Origin of the sequence: Kitasatospora sp. NPDC089509 (genome assembly GCF_044749365.1) — a bacterium.
GTDB lineage: Bacteria > Actinomycetota > Actinomycetes > Streptomycetales > Streptomycetaceae > Kitasatospora.
In genome coordinates, this window is sequence record NZ_JBIVHS010000050.1 from 1 (window position 1) to 18833 (window position 18833).

Below are 18833 nucleotides of genomic sequence, written 5' to 3' on the forward strand. Positions count from 1 at the left end.
CTTTCCTCCAGGGGAGTTGACGACGCGTCAGGCGTCCAGCGAGCTGCGGTCGGTGACCGGGCTCATGGCGCGGGCGGCGAGGAACGCGCTGAGGCAGAAGTGCAACGGCGCCCGGGGCCGCCACATGCGCGGTAGCGGGAATGAGTGCCGCAGGCAGAGCTATGAATGCGGCCATGGAGGCCGTCCGTATCTTTCGGTCGCACTCCATGGCGAAAGCGGATTCTGGCATCGAAAACCTCCATATGCGATCTGCGCGTTCGCTTGTCGAAGACACGGCAAGAGCCCTATCCAACGTAACCTCCCACAAGCTATTGCCACCGTTCTGGAAAAGTCCCCACGTGGTCGTGTATCTCGTCTGCCCGGCTGACTTGGCGCAACGTTCGGCTCCACCGTACTGGTGCCGTCGCTAGGCGATAGGGTCTGGGGTGTTGGGCGCGGGGCCTGGCGATGGCCCATTGGCAAGGCTATTTGGCCTTTAGAGATCGAGAAAGCCTTGCTGTTTGTGGGAGCCTAGCGTCAGCTCCATGGACTATCACGAGTTGACGATATAGCGGCCTGCGCTTGAGCGTCCTGGCTTCAGCTCCAGAGGCACGGCAGAGGCACTTCTGATGAGGTTCGAGGGGGTATAGTTCCGCGACACACCCAGCGCACAACCGCCATCCAACACCATAAATCCCTATCCGTCCGGTCTCACCCGCCAACAACACCCCAGCCAACACCTGAATTATGGTGGTCGGCATTGAGGGTTTTGCTGTGCACTACTGAACTTGAAAGCGTGATGTCGGGTCTGGTCGTGCTCAGTCGTCCATGTTCAGGCCCGCACTCGTGAGGCAGCTCTCGATCAGATGGGGGCGATACTGGATCTTCTTGAGGTGCCGCTTGACGGCCTTGGCCAGGTGGTCGACGTTGACGACGGCGAGGTTGCCGATCCCTCGTTTCATCAGCGCCCAGATCCCTTCCCGCGGGTTGAGATCCGCTGCACACAACGTGAGTTGGAAGACGGTGAGCCAATCCGCGCTCGCGGCGATGAACTCCTTCATCTGCGGCATCAGATGAGCGGAGAGGTTGTCCCGGACCAGCACGATCGGGCCACCGAGCTGGGTACGGGCCCGGACGATCAGGTCGCGGTAGTCCTGCCTACTGAACGCCTTCGGCTCGCCCTTCCGGCCCCTGTGGAAGCGGAATTTGTGGATCAGCCTGGACCGTTCACCCTTCTTGTAGCAGGCCGTCCCGGCTACGGAGACCCATCCGGACCCCCTGCCGCGGACGTGGACTACCGGGGTTCGTCCCACTCGGCCCCGGGTTCTGGCACGCGATGGTCTCAGCGACTGGGCGGCTTCATCCTCGAAGGCGAGCCAGGCTCCGCGAGCCGCCGCAGTGCTTTTACCGTGGGCCACACCTCCCGCTTCCACAACTCGACAGCTGACTGGTCGCGTTCGATCGCCCGGCGGGCCGGCTGTTGCCACGACCAGCCGTGGTGCTTGAGCAGGGCCCAGATGCCCTCCACCGTGTAGGTCACGTGGAACAAACACCCGATGAGCGTCTTGATCCTAGGCAGCGTCCAACGCTGGTCCTCCACCCGTGGGCCAGCGGTCCGCGCTCCAACTCGCGCTCAAGCCAATCGACTTGCGCGGCAGTCAACCTCTGCCTTCCCGGCGAGCCCTTGGAGACGACCCCGGCTTCACCAAGCTCCCGCCACCGTCGGCACCAGCGCTCCGCCGACCGCTCCGAGACCCGCAACGCGGCAGCGATCTCCCGAGTCTTCTCCCCCGCCTCGAACCGGGCCACGGCCTGCAGCCGCACCCGCTCCCGAGCAGCCCTCTCGGCGTCGGTCAAGCCGCCGCCCTGCGCGTATCCCACACCCGAGAGCTACCGGGTCCGACCCGTCGCTCGCAGGAGAACGCCCCGGCTTCACCCTTTCAAGTTCAGTAGCCGGTTGCCAGTGAGGACGCGTCTGGATCGAGGGAGCGGATCGCGTCGGAGGTTCCGACCGTCAGAAGGACGTACCGACCCGTTTTCAGATACCCGGGCGAATCACCGGCGATCTTCCGCACCTGCGCCGATCCGTCGACTCCTTCGATCCTGAGCGCGATGCCCTTCTCGAAGCAGCCGATGGTCGCCGTCGTGAACGGCGCCGCAGGGCTCTTGGCCAGCGTGTACGGGCCGGTGAGTACAGACCCTGGGAGCTGCTGGTGATCGTCCGAGAAGTCGGCGCCGACGGCTGGGCGTTGTGCCCCGAACGAGATCGATGCCGTACCGGTCGGCCCTGTGCGCGCGTCCGGCAGGAACGCTGACAGGCAGATGTTGTTCCGGACGGCGAGAACCACATCGGTCTCCGAGATCCGCGCCACACCGAGGACCTTCGCCTGGGCCGTTCCCGGCACGGTGTCGATGCCGGCCTGGACGGACGCCTCCACGGGAGCGGCCGCCAGACCGTCCACGGCGCCGGGGAGGATTCGACGCATATGCCGAATTCTCCTAGTTAGTCCACTGCCTGTAGCAGTACCCCGAACCGTGAAGGGCCTCCCCGCTGCCGACCTTGACACCGCCGCCGATGCGCGTGTCGTAGACGTCGAAGGTGAAGCGGTCGAACATCGGGTAGGCCTCCAGGTGCCCGTACTGACCAGCCGGGACGGCGAAGGCACCCGACTCGGTGTAGGTGGCGGTGTCGGTCACGCTGAACTCGACGCCGGCGGACACCATCCCCGCCGAGATGCCGCCGGTCGCCGACCACTGGCTGGCGATGGCCCGACTCTGGGTCAGCGTCATTGTCATCGGGCCGTTGCCGGCCACGGCATCGAGACGGTCGCGGCCGCAGACATCCGCTGTACCTTCTGAACGTTGCGCGCCTGGAGATACGGATCCCACGCGGTCGTGCTCGTCGACCCTTGAAGCGGAGTGACGACGCCGGGAGTAGCGGCCGGGGGCACTTCCGGGGCCGGCGCCTGACGGTCGATCGTCCAGTGCTCGGGTGCCGCCCCCACCGGAGCCTGCGTGGTGAGCGGTTCCGGCCTCGGAGAGGAGGCCTGTGCGGGGGCTGCCTGGGCGGTGGCACCGCCGAACGCGAGTGCCACTGCGGCGAGAGCGGCGACGCCACCGACACGTACCGTGTTGCGGTTCAAATACTCTTCCTTTGCGTCATGCACAAAGCGGGGCGGCGCCAGGCGCTGCTTGTGGAGCCGTCGGCTTGGACACTTACGGCCCCTGTGCATGCGCACCCGGCGCCGCCCCCGTGTGGATGGACTTACGAGCGGGCTCGGCCCCGAGTCGTCGGGGCGTCGCCGCTCAGCGCCTAGTTAATCCGTGCTCCTGACAATCAATCAAGAAATTCCCAAGGCCACGGGGTGCCTCCCGGCCAGCACCCCCCATGCGGCGGGGCCAGCCCCATACCGCTGGACTTGCTGCCTGACATGCGTTCTCCGCGAAGGAGAACACGATGGACGCCTAGATGCAGCATCGAATTCCAGCCGCTCTCCGCCCAGTTGTCTGGCCGGAAGGCGGATCGGCTGGACACCCCGCCACCGGTCACCAGGCCCTTCCCCCGAAGATCGATCGGGTGCGACTGGCTATCCTCGGGACCGCGCCGGTCAGATACATGGCGCCGGGGCGGTCGGGTCGTGCGCAGCCGACCGGATCTGACGCAATGGGGCGCCAAGGTGGGGGTCGAACGTGATCCGGGTTGTGGTGGTGGACGACGAGGCGTTGATCAGGTCGGGCTTCTCCCTGATCCTGAGCGCCGCCGACGGCATCGAGGTGGTGGCCGCGGTCCCCGGCGGGCAGGCGCTGGAGGCCGTCGCCGCCCACGCCCCGGATGTGGTGCTGCTGGACATCCGGATGCCCGACGTCGACGGTCTGACCGTCCTGCGCCACCTGACCGAACTCCCGGAGTCGCCCGTCGTCGCGATGCTGACCACCTTCGACGCCGACGAGTACGTCGCCCAGGCCCTGCGCACGGGCGCCTCCGGCTACCTCCTCAAGGACACCGACCCCGACGACCTCGCCCCCGCCGTCCGCTCGCTGTACGAGGGCGCGGTCGTACTGGCCCCGAAGGTCGTTCCGACCGTGGTCGACGGCTACTTGCGCCACCACCGTGGGCTCGATTCCGCGGCTGCTGATGTCTCCATGCTCACCGGATGGGAACGCAGGGTCCTCCGTGGTCTGGCTCAAGGGCTCTCCAATGCCGAGATCGGGGCGCGACTGCACCTGAGCGCGGGTACCGTCAAGGCCCACGTTGGCACGCTCCTGGTGAAGTTGTCGGTGGCTAACCGTGTGCAGGCCGCCCTGTGGGCGCAGCGGGCCGGTGTGCTCGCCGAGGACGGGAACCTGTGAGCTGGGCTGGTCGGACTGCGCGTATGTGGGCGTGCATGCGGGCCGTGCGGTCGTTGCCGCCGTGGGCGGTGGACGGTTTGCTGGTGTCGGCGGCGCTGGTCGATGCCCTGGTGAACGCCGAGAGGGTGCACCTCGTGGACGGGAGCCATTCCCACATGGAGGTCTATCTGGACCCGAAGATGACGATGGTGGGCACTGCGGCCGCGCTCCTCCTGCTGCTGCGCAGACGGTGGCCGGTCCTGGTGTTCATCGTCCTGCTCGCAGTGAGAGTCACGACAACTCACTACGGCATGCTGGCACTGCTGGTAGCCGGCTTCACTCTTGCTGAGCGCTCGTCGCGGGGGGCACTCGGCGCCGCGGCGCTGTACGTGGGCGTGACCAATCTCTACGAGTACTACCGTATGTGCGAGCTTCCGGCGGACCTCGTGGTCGGCCCGCGGTTCTCCGTTAACCAGCTGTACGGCACGGTCTTCGGCGCCTGCGCGATGAGCGCGCTGGGGCGGCTGGTCAGCAAGCGCAGGGAACTTGCCCGGAGCCTTTCAGAGCTTCACGAGGCCCAGGAGCACGAGCGTGAGCTGCACGCGCAGGCCGTGCTGGCGCGAGAACGGGCGCAGCTGGCGCGGGAGATGCACGATGTGGTCTCCCACCAGGTGAGCCTGATCGCGGTGCGGGCCGGTGCACTCCAGGTCGGCGCTGATGGTGCCGACACCCGGGAGGCGGCGCGCACCATCCGCAAGCTGAGCGTGACCACGCTGGACGAACTGCGGCATATGGTCACCCTGCTGAGGGCCTCCGGCAGCCGGGACACCGAGATCAGCCCCCAGCCCACCGCAGCACAGCTCGCGGACCTGGTGGCGGGCAGCAGTCTGGACGCCCGGCTGGTGGGTGAGGTACCCGACGACACCAGTGCCACCGTCCAGCGTGCCGTCTACCGGATCGTCCAGGAGGCCCTGACCAACGTACGCAAACACGCCCCGGGCGCCAGTGTCGTGGTGGAGATCAACCAGGAGGGTCGGGGGCTGGAGGTGACCGTGACCAACATGCCCGCGACCAGACCGGAACGGTGGCTACCCGGCTCCCGCACCGGAATAATCGGTCTCCGGGAGCGGGCCGAGAACCTCGACGGCACTCTGAACCACGGCCCCACCTCCGACGGCGGCTACCGGATTCATGCCACACTGCCCAACCGACGACACTGACGGACAGTCGGCAGTCGCTGCCGACGACGAAGCCGAAGCTACCCGCGGGTGCTCTGGCCGGAACTTGTCAGCAAGTACGTGAGCCAGTGCAGTCGCAAGCGCTCATGTTCCCGTCGTGGCTGGTCCTTCTCTGGCGCCGGCGCACCCGGCAACGGTGGCAATGCGAAGGTGCCGGACATGACGGACCGACGTCATGCTCAAGAGGCCGAGAGGCTACATGCTTCGTGTTTCTTGCGGCGCACGAACTAGCCCTCGGTCGACTGGCGCTCAGTGCCTTGCGGTCGGGCAATCCGGCGCGCACCTTGTAGCCGCCTTCGGAGGTAGGGCCGACTGCCCTCGCGCCGTGGGGCGGATGCTCCGCCCCGAGAGGGTCGATCCGGTGGGGTGCGACGACCCGTGAGCACCGTGCCACTGATGGCGGTAGCAAGGTGTCGAAGGTGGTCAGCATGGCTACGACGGGCGGTTTCGGGGGCTCGGTCAGGCGGTGCAGGACGGATGCTCTTATTGATGTCAAGCAGCGGTGGTGAGCTGCTCGGTGGTGATGCGTGTGGTCAGGACCTGGTAGATCCCTCGGGCGATGAACCGCTTGAGGCCGCGGATGATCTCCTTCTTCGAGAGGACTTCGGTGGTCCTGCGCTGTGTGTACTGCTTGGTGCGTTCGTCCCAGCGCAGGCGGCATAGGACGATGCGGTAGAGGGCCGCGTTAGCGCCTCGGTCACCGCCTCGGTTGAGGCGGTGGCGGTGGGTGCGGCCGGAGGAGGCGGGCAGGGGCGCGACGCCGCAGAGCATCGCGAAGGCCGCCTCGGAGCGCAGGCGCTCGGGGTTCTCCCCCGCGGTGACCAGTAGCTTCCCGGCGACGTCGGCGCCGACGCCCTTCAGGGCGAGCAGGGCCGGGGCGATGTCGGTGACCAGCGGGGTGATGATCTCTTCCAGCCCAGCGATCTCCTCTCCGAGACGCTGGTGACGGCGGGCAAGGGTCCGCAGCGCCAGCCTGGCGGCGACGACCGGTTCGCCGGCCCGCTTCCCGTCCGGGCGCCAGGCGGCGCACGTGACGATCAGCTGCCGGTCTCCCAGCTCCCCCGGTGCGGCCCGCAGTTCTTCCGGAGCGGTGATGATCAGCGTCTTCATCTGCCGTGCCACGTCGGCATGTTGGTGCACCGCGCTGCGGCGGTCCACTCGCGGGCTCCGCAGGACCTCTACCCGGCTGTCGCGCTGCTTGGGTATCCCCGTGCGGCGGGCGGACAGGACAGTGATGGGGCCTCTGGCCAGGCTCTTATGAAGTCACGCAAGCCGGGTCGGTAGATACACACGAGCGGCTCCCGGACCGGGCCGACAGGCCCCGTTGAGGACCCGAGGTCAGTCAGGCGGTGGGTCAGACGCCGCCGGGAGACGCTCGTGAACATCCTCACTGTCAGGCGGGCAGGATGGTCAAGCCGTCGATGTCGGGCATGTAGATGTCCAGCAGCAGCACGTCTGGCGCGAGCGCGGCAATGGCCTCCAGCGCTTGCTCGCCGGGGATCGCGGCCACCACTTCAATGTCGTCAGCGGCGTTCAGGATCAGGCTGAAACCTGTCCGGCTCAACGCCTCGTCGTCCACCACTGCAACCCGGATCACGCTCGGTCTCACCCCTGTGGTGCTGTTCCTCTGAGGTCTGGCCGACCGTTCAGAGCCTGCCCGTCCCCAGCGCCGCGAACCTGCGGGCGCCGCCCCAAGAACAACCGGGTCGCACCCAGACCGGCCGGTCGACAACCTAGTATCTGATGTTCTTTCATCCTGGCAGGGTGGGTGGATCGTCTCGCCACCTGGCCAGACCGTGGCCCGGGGCGTGGCCGAAACACGACGCCATGCCACAGCACCCATGACTCCGCACCGTAGGAACCCAAAGACCATAGGGCAGGACTGGACTGCAGGAGGTCAACCCGCCAGGTGGGGGGCGATGGCCGGAAACAGCTCCTTTGCCAGCACGGCGCCGCAGTAGATCCCTTGATGAGTTGTCAGGATGACGGCTTAACTATGTGCCAAGCGACGAGGCACCCTAGCCATACGGAACTGGATCCGCTCTCGAAATTCTTTCCACAGGGGCCGAAGTCAGGCGTACAGGAGGGCCGCAAAGGTCCAATCCGACGGCTCAATGGACAGCGACAGGTTCTGCGCCCTCCACGCCATTACGTACAGGAGACGTATTTGAACCCTTACATGACAAGCGTTGCTGGTGTCGCGGCCCTAGCGGTCATGCCTCCTGCATGCGGAGGTGCCGCCGCCCAGGTAACGCCTGTGAAGGCCCCTCGTCATAACAGCGGAGAAGCTCAGCCCCCTTTCGGGCTTGGGCCAGAGGATGATTGCAGCCTTCCGAAACTCCGGGGCTCTGCGGGGGCCAATAAGACCGCGTCGAACCACTCGACTCAGCTTGCTGCTGCACACGACCGCCGGGCCCCGCCCAAAGGGTTGCACGACCGAGCTGGATCCGCTTCGTCACAGGATGCCGACAGCGGGGCTTGAACATCAGCGTTGTGATCGACCGGCTTCCGATGAAGGGCTGAGGCTGGGGCTGGCTACTTTTCGTGCGGGCGCTCCGGACACGGTCTGCCGGCCGCTTCCCACCGCGTTCTTAGTCGGCTCCTGACGCCTGAGATTCGTTGCCTGCCCAGGCGTGCTATCTGGCCGGGCATCGCTCGATGCCCTCGCGCGACCTGGAACGGTTTTCTGCACGACGATGCTCAACCAGTGGACGGCGGCTTGGACGTGTTCAGCCTCGCCGCGCCGTTCCGGGGTTCTGGGTTGTTCCGAGCTGCAGCGGGAAGTTCCGGTGAGACCATGCGTCCAGAACATTCTTTCAGTAGGCCGTATCTGGGGGTTCGCCGATACGGCTCGACCTTCACCGCACAACTTACTAAGGAAAGCTGGCTTGGCAGGGCACCCACTGAAATCGCTTCGAACGGTCCTTGGCTTGAGTCACACCACATACGCGAGACTTGTGGCCAAGACCCATGCGGATCTGGGATTCGGCCACATGGCCGCACGGCGTGAGAAGGTCTCGCGATGGGAGTCCGGCCGTGTGGTTCCCTCGCCCACGACCCAGCTGGCGATCGCGCACATCCACCATGTGCCTCATGAGGAGGTGGTCAGGCGGAGCTGGCCCGACTGGCTGGCCTTGGCCGTGCCTCATGCCACCCTGGCCGACCAGCCCTGGACTCCGATGGGCACCCGGACATTCCTGCATCAAGCCGACCGAGTCCCAGCGACGCAGGCACCTCGCCAGCTAGCCCTCACCGGCCGCGCTCTGGCAGAATTCGCACACAGTCTGGTGGCTGGTGTCGTGAGGCCCCTGGCGTTCAGCAGAGAGGGACTCGCTGTCACTGTCGAGACACTGGCTCTCATCGAGGCCCGGGTAGATGCCCTCAGGCAGATGCAGTTCAAACTCACCCCTACAGCACTCCGCCCCGCGATCCGCGGGGAGTACCGTCTGCTCACCGCCCTGCTGGCTGAGGGCGGTTACGGCAAAGGCACTGGAATCCGTCTGCTCGAACTCGTCATGCGCACCGCTGGGCTGGGCGGGGCCATCGGCTGGAACCTTGCGGAATACGCCGATGCGGAGTCGTACTATCTTGCAGCGGTCCGAGCTGCGGCAGCCACCGGGGTTTCGGATGCAGCCTCCGCCTTCCTCGGGAACCTCGCGCTGGTCCACGCGCACGCTGGCACTCCGGGAGAAGCCCTCGGTCTCATCGAGGCGGCGCGAACGATCACGCCTTCCCCATCCCCCCGTCTCCGGGCGTTCCTCCAGGCCAGGCAAGCCCGTGCTCATGCCAGCCGATTCGAGACCGACGCCGGTACCCGTGCGTTGGACCACGCCGCCGCAACTCTGGCCTCGATCCCCGCGCACCACGATGTCTTCCTCCAGCCGTTCGTGGGAGAGATAGGGGCCGACTGGTTGGCTCTCACTGCCGGCACTGTCTGGCAGCACATGGGGCACGCCGAGCGAGCGCTGGAACACTTTTCGCTGGTCCTGGACAAAAGCTCACCGGGCCATACCCAGGGGACGGACTTTCCGTTCTCGGCCCGGTACCTGCTGTCCATAGCTGATGCCCAACTGACCCTGGGATACACCGAATCCGCCACCACACATGCCCACTGGGCAGAGCAGCTGTTCAGCGGGATCCCTCCTGCTCTACGGCATGAGCTCCGACAGGGCTCCAAAGCAAGCAGCGCTGGACCGAAGGCGAGTGCCCACGGGCCGCGGATGGGGGCGGGTTGACCCGCTACGGGATGTAAGCGTCAGGAAGATCTCCGGATGCAGGAGGCCAGCCTGTTCGAGCAGGCGCCGTCGACCTCGGCTAAAGCTTGTTGCAGAAGTCTGGTTGCCGGCAGATCTGTCTGTGGCCTGGCCTGCTGGTTCGTGCGGTTCGGGCGAGGTTGTGCATGTGGGCGACGGCCTGCACCGCGTGGTGCAGGCCGTCGCTTTTCTGTCGGCAGTCGCGGAGGATCTTGTACGGAGAGTTGCGTACGTCGATACCGTTGACCAGGCACTTCCTGGACAGCATGCACTCCTCCAAAGCGCCCTCCAGGTTGACCACCTGGAAGGTGGCGTTCGGGGTGCGTACCGCGATCCCGCCTGCCAAACCACCACGGCCCTGGGCCGTAGGGACGTCGGTTAGCGAGAGATTACCCGTGCCGGACCGCACAGGGAACCGCGCCGCCGAACCGTGAGATTCCCTGACCGGCTGAGCCGGCGCCACGGCTTCGACCATCGCCTGGAACCGGCCGACCCGGGCCCTGGCGTCCGGAGTCCAGCGGACCTCGACCCAACCGTCGCTGACCGTGCCCCATTTGTCATCTACAGCAGCGCCGCACGCGGTGCTGGCGAACTGAGCCAGCAAGGGCGCGGCCATCGCGGCACCCAGGACCATTCGTCGCGTTGTGCTCATCGGTACGCGGACCGAGCCTCTGGCGGTCGGTCGGCGACGGTATGGGGGGTGATCTGGGCGAGATAGGCGGCCAGGTCGATGCCCTCGCGGGCTGCGTCACGCCATTCCATGTGGCCACGTCGGTCGAGGTCCGCCCCTAGGGTGGACCCGACGGGGTAACCGCCTGTGCGGCCGAGCCAGTCCAGCATCCCGTGTCCGGTGTAGAGGTCCGGTTTGGCCGGCTAGTGGTACCTCTGGTGCGCGATGGTGACATAGGCATTCTCCGCGAACCGGGCGATGCCTTCCGCGAGTTCATAGAAGACACTGTGGGGTGCGGCCGTGGGGCAACCGTCGAGCCGGTGGGCGCGGATCGCCTGGAACGTCGCGATGTCCGGGCTGTCGGGGCGCTCTGGTCGTACGGAGGCCACACCCAGCGCTGCGTTCTCGGTGTCACGTGAACGGCTGCGGTGGAAGCTTCCAGCCGGGCTGAACCGTGTAGTGGAAGCTCTCATGGACGACTACACGGTGCCCGGGCCAGGCGGAGAAAACCGATGGGCTGTACGAGAACCAACGGGCTTCTTCTCCGCACAACTGGTAGACCGGTGTCGAGGCGAACGTCCGCCGCCACCGGCTGGCCCCGCAGGCCATCGCCCCTGGCCGACGGGGCCTTCACGATTCCTGACCAGACATCGGTGCACTCTGAGACCCTGATCCGTCCGGCAGAGGGAGGCCGAAAGAAGAGGGAGACATGGCGGATCCGGATAACCCCGTTGTTGGCTCCACCAGCTCGGGCGGCTCGCACCGGATTTACGCAGCTGCACTGCCTGCACGGAAGCCAACGAGGTACTCGAACGGGCTGACCTGGGTGGCCGAGGTGCTACAGATGAGCCAGGACGAGCAGGATCGCATGCGCGACCTACTCAAATCCCCCTGCCCCTCGCATGACCTCCGCCACAACACGACCCAGGCCCTCGGTGGTGGCGCCGCCGCATGCTAAGTTCCTGCCCCAGGCCGGAACTCGATGCGCCGGTAAAGGTCCAGGACCGCGTCCTGTAGGGGCAGTTCCGCCAGCAGCGGCGCCACCGCGGGTCTGGCCCCGCAGTGGTGGCGGATCGCCAGCTCGTGTTCCACACCCTGCCACCACAACCAGGACCAGGCGGTCAGGCTCCGCCATACCTGTGCCTCCCGCTCCAGGCGCCTCACGCGCCCGGCCACAGCCAGCAGATCGGCGGCCACCGCCTCCTCCTGTAGGCGCGGCAGGTCCTCCAGGAGCCGTGCCAAGTCGCCCAGCGGGTCTGCTGACCACGGTGCCCGGGCCCGGGCACCGGCCATGAGAGCGCGCACCCAGCCCGCGGCGCACTCGCTGCGTTCCCACGCTCTCCTGGCCTCTCCCAGGTGGACGCGTTGCCTGGCCCGGCAGACGGCCCGACCTGCCCGCGACGAACGCAGCCTCAGCCACCACCACCAGGCGGGTCGGGCCGCGCGGCTGGACCACTCCTGCGTGTACGCCAGATACTCCCGCCGGCGCCCGAGGTCCCGGGCGCGGCGGCGCTGTTCCCGCACGGCGGCGGCCATCGCGGCAGCCGCTTGAGTCAGGTGCGCTACCCGTGTGCGCAGCCGCACCGAGGCCGGCCCGTCCTCGTGGATCGCTTGCTGCCGCAGCGCCCGGACATCGAAGCCCTGGACCGCGGCAAGCCGCCCGGCTGCCCGCACCACGCTGCGCTCGGCCTCGGCCAGCTGGGCATGCAGCTCGGCAATACTGCGGTGGGCGTGCGGGCGCCCACCACGCCAGTCGAGGTCCTCACACCGCCCTGAGCACACGTGGGCTCCACACCCCCGTTCGCCGGACGGTCCCTGCGGCGGGTCCCACCACTGCTCCAGCCCCTCACGGTCCGGGTGGGGCTGGGCCAGGCACGCCATGCGGGCGGACAGGAGGCCGAACCAGGGACCGTGGGCCCAGCGGGCAAGCAGGTCATCCGCGTAGCCGGCCATCTCCCGCTGCACGGCGTCCAGGCGCACCGGGTCGGGCTCCGCATCCCGTGTGAGGCGCTCGGCCTCGGCCTCGGGCAGGACGCCGCTGGCACGGGCGAATTCGACGAATGACCGGCCGTCCTGGTGGCGGGCACGTTCCATCGCGTCGAGCTCGTCCAGCGCACCGTGTGGGGCCAGCCCGGCGGTCGCCAGGTCCTCCAGGGCGAGCTGGGCCAGGGGTTCTTGCGGGGCCTGGGCGCAGGTTAGCAGCCGCCAGACCGTCTCGGCCCGGTCAGTGGGGACGCCCAGTGCGAGGGCTGCCACGCTGCCTGAGGAACGCACGGCGTACAGGTGGGCGCTCTCACCGTGGCGGATGAGGGTGTAAAGAGTGCTCCCGCGCTGCCAGGAGGCCGTGGTGGCGGCGCCGCCCTGCCAGGCATCCCGCAGGTGCGCGCCGAGCAGGTCGGGGCCGAGCTGACGCTCGCTCTCGGGCATGAGCAGCCACGGTGCCTGGCCAGGGCTTTGTCGGGTGGGGCGCCATCGCGGGTCCGGCTCCGTACTTGTGCCGCTGGGCCAGGGCATCAGCTCCGCACCTCGCCGACTTGGTGGAGCGGGCCGGGCACCGCCCTGTCGGACCCTGCATGGGACCCTCTCCGCTCCAGCGGATACCTCACCCGTGTTCCTCCCGTCTGTGTGTCCCGCGTCCTGAGCCCAGCCCTGGCTCGAGTTCAGCCCTGTGCCTGCCGGTGCTCGTAGCCGTCCTCGTCGTCGGCCGCGCCCTCCTGGGTCTGCCGCCCCAGCACTGCGTCCCGCTCCTCGTCACCGACGTCGTCCCGGTTCATGCCCGTTCCTTCCTGTCGTACTTGTTGTCTCGGTACCGGCGCAGCCGGCGCTGGGGCCCGCTACCTTGGGAGGGGAACCGGTCCAGGGCGGGCCGGATCGTGTCCAACAGTGCATCCGGCGCCCCACCACAACACCGTGCTGCGCCCTGCTCCCCCACTCCGCGGGATAGAGGATCCGCAAATTTCGGCGCGTGGGACAGCCGCTCCCGCAGGACTGCGGGGATCTGGTATCGGTACACCGGTCAGGGAATCGCCGAGCGCTGCGTAGTGATCGGTACTGGTTTCAGCACGCGGTAGCAGAGGCCAGCACTGTGAGGGCACCAGTCATGAAAATGGCTGAGCGGTGCATTTTCCCTCGGGCGAACTGAAGTCGTATCGCTATGCAGGACAAGAACCATTGACCGATAGGACTCTATAGGATCCGCACCGTCCCCTCACTGCCCTTGCCCGTGCCTTCTCGATGCCTCTCCAACATGTGCGGGTCCCACCGGTCGTCTGTCCAGCCCCGTTGCCAACGCCACGGGCCCCGGAGTGCCAGTGGATCGTCGCAGTGAGTGGGGCCTTGATCCGCGATCATCGAACGTGGACAACGCGAGAAGCCAGAAATCTGTCACTTCACGACGAAGTGCTCGGCAACACGGCCTGTTTCCCTGAATGCTTCTCTGAGTCACCGGACCGGACGGCCTTGCTTGGCCGAACTCCGGGCGACCGAACACGACTGGGAAACATCCGGATAAGGACTTTCTCTCGAAAGGGCCCCTTCATGCCCCCAGGACAGTTCACACAGGACACCGCTGTCGTATCTCCCGGCTCCGTCTCTGCGACAGCGGCCACAGGCTCCCTGATTCGCTCACAGGTCCCGACCGTACGGACTTCGGCAAAGGTGGGGGTACTGCGGACGCAGGGCGAGTACGCGCTCATCGCCTGCACCCCGATTGCCGCCGGCACCTTGATCTTCACCATCGAGGGCACGCTCACGGACACACCGAGTCGCCACTCGGTCCAGGTTGGCCGGCACGTCCACGTGGACGTGTCCGACGATGTAGGGCAGGAACAGCTCCTCGACGCGTATCCCTGGCGGTTCATGAACCACAGCTGCGAGCCCAGTGCCAGGATCGAAGGACGGCGGGTGTTCGCCATGACGGACATTCTCCGAGGTCAGGAGGTGACCTTCCACTACAACACCACCGAGGCGGTCATGGCATCGCCGTTCGACTGCTCTTGCGGAAGCGGCAGTTGTGAGGGACGCATCGCAGGCTTCACCACTGCGGCGCCGACCCACCGGAAGCGACTGCTGCTGCGGCTGGCGGAGCACCTGGCGCTCGCCTACCCTGCGGTCGCAGCGGACTTTGAAGATATTGCCGACCCCGACATGACACGGCAATGACCCCTTTGGCGACGCGGCAGCTGGACAACGCCGCCCTCACACTGCCCATCCTGTTCGACGCGGCCGTGCGTCGGTGGCCGCGGACCACGGCCCTCGAACTACCACCATCGGACGGCCGACGCCGACAGGCACTGACCTACACCGAGCTCAAGGCCCAGGCGGACACACTGACCACAGCCCTCCTTACGGCCGCCGGGCCCAACAACGTGGTCGCCGTCCTGCTGCCGCGGACAACCCCGTGGTTCTACGCTGCCCAACTCGGTGTGCTTAGGGCCGGTGCCGCACATGTATGCCTCGATCCGGTGTTCCCCGATCAGCACCTGTGCGCCGTCCTCGCCGACTGCCATGCCTCACTGGTACTGACCGACACTGTCGGAAAGACTCGGCTCCAGCAGGCGGGATACGGAGGCCGGCTCCTGGCGATCGACCAGGTCGAAAAGCCGTCACCCGGTCCGTTCCCGGTCTCCGCCGACCCCGACCAACCCGCCTATCTCATCTACACGTCCGGGACTACCGGCAGGCCGAAGGGAGTGATGATCTCCCACCGCAGCATCGTCAGCCTCATCCGCTCTGACATCACGGAATTCGGTCTCCGCCCCGGCGACCGGATCGCGCAGAGCTCCTCCTGCGCCTACGACTCGTCCGTCGAGGAGACCTGGATGGCCCTGGCATCCGGCGCCACTCTGGTCGTGATGGACGACGAAGCGGTGCGCCTCGGACCGGACCTGATGCCCTGGCTGCGATGCGAGCGGATCACCGTCCTGTGCCCGCCTCCCACGCTGCTGCGATCGACGGGATGCACCGACCCGAAACAGGAGCTTCCCGATCTGCGGCTGCTCTACGTCGGCGGTGAAGCCCTTCCCGAAGACATCGCCGCCACGTGGTCGGTGGGCCCCCGCATGGTCAACGGCTACGGCCCGACCGAGTGCACCGTCACCTGCGTGCGCCAGGACATCCGCCCCGGCAAACGGATCGGCATCGGCCACCCCGTACCAGGCATGCGCGCCTGGGTACTCGATGACAACCTTCAGCCCGTTCCCCTCGGTGAGAGGGGCGAACTGTGCATGAGCGGCACAGGGCTCGCCCTTGGCTACCTCAACCAGCCCGAGCTGACGTCTTCCCGTTTCCCCGTCCACCCTCGTCTGGGCCGCCTGTACCGAACCGGGGACGTGGTCCACCGGGAGACGGACGGTGCACTCGTCTACCACGGTCGTGCCGACGCGCAGGTCAAGCTACGCGGCTACCGGATCGAGCTGGAGGCCGTTGAAGCGCATCTCACCCTCGCTCCCGGGGTCCGTGAGGCGGCCTGCCGCGTCCAAGGCCAGGGGCCGGCACAGATCCTCGCCGCTCACATCGTCCCGGCCGATCCCTTCCAGCCCCCACTGCCTGACGACCTCGCCGGCCGACTGCGGCAGGAACTTCCGGCCCACATGGTGCCCGCACGCTTCGGCTTCATCACCGAACTGCCGCGATCCGTCAGCGGAAAGTTACGCCGCGACCGCCTGCCACTCCTGCTTCCTGCGCCCTCGTCTCTCTCGTCCGGTAACCACGAGGCGGCTGCGGCTGATCCTGGGGAAGGCGTGCTCAGGCTGATCGCCAAAACGGCCAGCCAAGTTCTGGGACTCGCCCACGTCGACGCAGACGCGGACTTCTTCACCAGTCTCGGCGGAAGCTCACTGCACGCCGCACAACTCATCTCGGGTCTCCGCGCCTACCCCTCCACTGCCTCGCTCGCGGTGGGCGACGTCTACAAGGCGCGGACCGTACGAGGGCTGGCACAAGTCGCTGAACGGCAGTCCCCCCGCGTCGTCTCCCCCACCGGCTCGGCCTCACCCCCACCTGACGTTCCCGCGCTGGGGAACCCCTTCCTGGCAACCGTGGTCCAGACAGTGGGACTCACCGCCGGACTGCTCGTCGTGTCCGTGCCTGCCTACCTGGTCGGGTTCCGGCTGCTCCCGCTGGTATACGGCATGATCGGTGCGATTCCGATGCTGCTCCTGGCCCCGGTGGTACTGCCGCTGACGCGCCTTCTGCTGGCCCCGGTAGCCGTGCTGGCCGTTGTTGCCGCCAAGCGGGCACTGGTCGGCGTTTACGTGCCGGAGAGCGTTCCGGTGTGGAGTGACAGGGCCGTGAGGATCTGGCTGGTTCGCCAGGCGGTGCGAATCGTGCCGTGGCGGTCCATAGCCGGCACCGAGTACCAATGCATGGCCCTGCGCGCGCTGGGCGCCCGGATCGGCAAGCGCGTTCACATCCACCGCGGAGTGGACCTGTCCCGCGGCGGGTGGGACCTGCTGGAGATCGGCGACGACGTCACCCTCAGTCAAGACGCCGCCGTCCGCCTCGTGAGTCTGGAACAGGGTCAGGTCGTCTTCGGCCCCGTCCTGCTCGGCGACAGGTCCACTCTCGATGTCCGGGCCGGTATCGGCCCGTACACCCACGTCGGGGTGGGCGCCTGGCTGAGTGCACTGTCCTCGCTCCCCGTCGGCGGGCGAATCCCGGCTGGCGAGATGGCGGACGGGGTACCGGCCCGTCCTATCGGCCCGGTACCCCCTGTACCCACGCTCACCCACCCGGGCAGGGAGCTCTCCCCAGCTGTTCACGGGGCCGCGACGCTGCTCGCCCAGGCAGGACTTCAGGCCGTCCTTGCCGCACCGTACGTTCTGTTGGCCATCCTGGCACTCACGCTCGGCGGCTCCGGCGACGAATCATCGGGGCATACGCCGGAAAGTCTCCCGCTGGCACTCTGCTTCGCCGCCGGCGCGTCCCTCGGAGTCGCGTCCTCCCTCCTCCTCCAAGCCCTGACGGTACGGCTGCTCGGCGCGGCCGACCCCGGGGTGATCAGCCGCTGGAGCCCCGGCTACATCCGGATCTGGCTGAAGACCGGCATGGTCGACTCCGCCGGAACGTGGCTCAGTGGAACCCTGCTGTGGCCACGGTGGCTGCGTCTGGCGGGCATGCAGGTCGGCCGGGACTGCGAGGTGAGCACAGTCATCGACGTCGTTCCCGAGCTCGTCCGTATCGGGCAAGGCTCCTTCCTCGCCGACGGCATCTACCTCGGCGGGCCCCGGATCCACAGCGGTACCGTGCGCCTCGCACCTCTGCGCCTCGGCGAGGCGACCTTCGTCGGGAACCATGCTGTGCTCCCCTGCGGCCGCACGCTGCCCGACGGTCTGCTGATCGGTATCGCCACCTCCGCGGGCCACAGTGGCCTGCGGCCTGGCACCTCCTGGTTCGGCCACCCCGCCTTCGAATTGCCCAGGCGCGAGATCATCCAGGCTGACCGGAGCATGACCCACGAACCGTCCGCGACGCGCCGGATCAGTCGGTGGTTCTGGGAGTTGGCCAGGTTCGCCATCCCAGCCGTCCTCGTAGTCGAAGCGGCAGGATGGCTACTCGCGGTCGACACGGCAGGCGCCATAGTGCCGCCTGTGTGGATGCCACTCACCCTCTCGGCGGTCACACTCCTGTGGGCGGCGCTGCCGTGCGGTGCGGTCCTCGCGCTGAAGTGGGCCCTCCTCGGCCGCGTCCGTCCGGCGACCCACGGCCTGTGGACCTGCTGGTGCAGCCGCTGGGACTTCCTCTACGTAGTCTGGGCCGTCGTCGCCAAGCCCTTTCTCACCCCGCTGGAGGGGACCTTGCTGCTGCCCCTGTACCTGCGCCGAATGGGCATGCGCATCGGGAAGCGTGTGGTGCTGGGAGAGGGCTTCGCGCAGGTCGTGGACCCCGACATGATCGAGATCGGCGACGGGGCGACGGTCAGCGCCATGTTCCAGGCACACACGTTCGAGGACAGGGTCCTCAAGATCGCCCGCATCCGGGTCGGTGCCCGCGCCACGCTGGCTACCAACACAGTGCTGCTGTACGGGGCCGTTGTGGGCGAGGGCGCGACGGTGGCCGCGCACAGTGTGGTCATGAAGCAGGAACGGCTGCTCCCCGAACTCTGCTATGAGGGCGTCCCAACCCGGCACCGGAAGGCAGCTCCCGCCTGACCTTCGAAGCGATCGGGGAAAACCTGTTGGGCCGGCCACCGCGACCACGGTGGCCGGCCCAACAGTGCTGGGACCAGTCAGCTCTTAGAAGACATCTCATTTGGAGAGTCTGCGAGTACAGATGAGGGCTGCTGCGATGCTGGCGAAGGCGGCGAAGTGGTCGGCTTTGCGTTCGTAGCGGCGGTGGAGGCGGCGGAAGCCTTCGAGCCAGGCG

General features: G+C 67.4%; 12 protein-coding genes and 3 pseudogenes. 5 read left to right on the top strand and 10 right to left on the bottom strand.

Features of this window, described 5'->3' with window-relative positions:
• Positions 1 to 797: 797 nt before the first annotated feature.
• The 5 genes from ACIP4P_RS44790 to ACIP4P_RS44810 all read right to left on the bottom strand — a co-directional run bounded on the left by ACIP4P_RS44790 (position 798) and on the right by ACIP4P_RS44810 (position 2775).
• Complete coding sequence (locus tag ACIP4P_RS44790; protein ID WP_400930212.1) at positions 798 to 1292, bottom strand: transposase; 495 nt, start codon at positions 1290 to 1292, stop codon at positions 798 to 800.
• Between the two features lie 29 nt (positions 1293 to 1321).
• Positions 1322 to 1579 (bottom strand): winged helix-turn-helix domain-containing protein, encoded by a 258-nt coding sequence (locus ACIP4P_RS44795; RefSeq protein WP_400930215.1) that lies wholly within the window; start codon positions 1577 to 1579, stop codon positions 1322 to 1324.
• Positions 1516 to 1860, bottom strand: a complete 345-nt coding sequence (locus tag ACIP4P_RS44800) for a helix-turn-helix domain-containing protein (RefSeq protein ID WP_400930218.1) — start codon at positions 1858 to 1860, stop codon at positions 1516 to 1518. Before ACIP4P_RS44800 ends, ACIP4P_RS44795 begins: the two co-directional genes overlap by 64 nt.
• A 65-nt stretch (positions 1861 to 1925) precedes the next feature.
• Entirely contained in the window at positions 1926 to 2465 is a 540-nt protein-coding gene (locus tag ACIP4P_RS44805) for a hypothetical protein (RefSeq protein WP_400930221.1), read from the bottom strand.
• A gap of 13 nt (positions 2466 to 2478) precedes the next feature.
• Entirely contained in the window at positions 2479 to 2775 is a 297-nt protein-coding gene (locus tag ACIP4P_RS44810) for a hypothetical protein (RefSeq protein WP_400930224.1), read from the bottom strand.
• Between the two features lie 894 nt (positions 2776 to 3669).
• On the opposite strand from ACIP4P_RS44810, the gene ACIP4P_RS44815 reads away from it, so the two are divergent.
• A complete protein-coding gene (locus tag ACIP4P_RS44815) occupies positions 3670 to 4329 on the top strand; it encodes a response regulator (RefSeq protein WP_400930227.1) in 660 nt (219 codons plus the stop codon).
• Between the two features lie 35 nt (positions 4330 to 4364).
• Positions 4365 to 5528 (top strand): sensor histidine kinase, encoded by a 1164-nt coding sequence (locus ACIP4P_RS44820; protein ID WP_400930230.1) that lies wholly within the window; start codon positions 4365 to 4367, stop codon positions 5526 to 5528.
• Between the two features lie 510 nt (positions 5529 to 6038).
• Here the strand turns inward: ACIP4P_RS44820 and ACIP4P_RS44825 are convergent.
• Both ACIP4P_RS44825 and ACIP4P_RS44830 read right to left on the bottom strand, forming a co-directional pair.
• Complete coding sequence (locus ACIP4P_RS44825) at positions 6039 to 6668, bottom strand: transposase (RefSeq protein WP_400930233.1); 630 nt, start codon at positions 6666 to 6668, stop codon at positions 6039 to 6041.
• A gap of 280 nt (positions 6669 to 6948) precedes the next feature.
• A pseudogene (locus ACIP4P_RS44830) lies at positions 6949 to 7143 on the bottom strand (response regulator transcription factor); the annotation flags it as partial.
• Between the two features lie 1360 nt (positions 7144 to 8503).
• Here ACIP4P_RS44830 and ACIP4P_RS44835 point away from each other — a divergent pair.
• Entirely contained in the window at positions 8504 to 9781 is a 1278-nt protein-coding gene (locus ACIP4P_RS44835; RefSeq protein ID WP_400930236.1) for a hypothetical protein, read from the top strand.
• 145 nt (positions 9782 to 9926) lie between these two features.
• On the opposite strand, the pseudogene ACIP4P_RS44840 reads toward ACIP4P_RS44835, so the two are convergent.
• Positions 9927 to 10028: pseudogene (locus ACIP4P_RS44840) on the bottom strand (IS5/IS1182 family transposase); the annotation flags it as partial.
• Positions 10029 to 11423: 1395 nt separating this feature from the next.
• Entirely contained in the window at positions 11424 to 12896 is a 1473-nt protein-coding gene (locus ACIP4P_RS44845) for a hypothetical protein (RefSeq protein ID WP_400930239.1), read from the bottom strand.
• Between the two features lie 1230 nt (positions 12897 to 14126).
• Here ACIP4P_RS44845 and ACIP4P_RS44850 point away from each other — a divergent pair.
• Positions 14127 to 14630, top strand: coding sequence for an SET domain-containing protein-lysine N-methyltransferase (locus ACIP4P_RS44850; RefSeq protein ID WP_400930242.1), 504 nt, complete (start codon positions 14127 to 14129; stop codon positions 14628 to 14630).
• Positions 14627 to 18619 carry an amino acid adenylation domain-containing protein gene (locus ACIP4P_RS44855; RefSeq protein ID WP_400930245.1) on the top strand — a complete coding sequence of 1331 codons (3993 nt, stop codon included), beginning with the start codon at positions 14627 to 14629 and terminating at the stop codon, positions 18617 to 18619. Before ACIP4P_RS44850 ends, ACIP4P_RS44855 begins: the two co-directional genes overlap by 4 nt.
• A 96-nt stretch (positions 18620 to 18715) precedes the next feature.
• Here the strand turns inward: ACIP4P_RS44855 and ACIP4P_RS44860 are convergent.
• Positions 18716 to 18833 (bottom strand): annotated as a pseudogene (locus ACIP4P_RS44860) (IS5/IS1182 family transposase); the annotation flags it as partial.

Bases quoted from the DNA above. Each gene is read 5' to 3' on its own strand.
- ACIP4P_RS44820 (WP_400930230.1), top strand. From the start codon at position 4,365: ATGCGGGCCGTGCGGTCGTTGCCGCCGTGGGCGGTGGACGGTTTGCTG.
- ACIP4P_RS44855 (WP_400930245.1), top strand. From the start codon at position 14,627: ATGACCCCTTTGGCGACGCGGCAGCTGGACAACGCCGCCCTCACACTG.
- ACIP4P_RS44810 (WP_400930224.1), bottom strand. From the start codon at position 2,775: ATGACAATGACGCTGACCCAGAGTCGGGCCATCGCCAGCCAGTGGTCG.
- ACIP4P_RS44805 (WP_400930221.1), bottom strand. From the start codon at position 2,465: ATGCGTCGAATCCTCCCCGGCGCCGTGGACGGTCTGGCGGCCGCTCCC.
- ACIP4P_RS44845 (WP_400930239.1), bottom strand. From the start codon at position 12,896: ATGCCCGAGAGCGAGCGTCAGCTCGGCCCCGACCTGCTCGGCGCGCAC.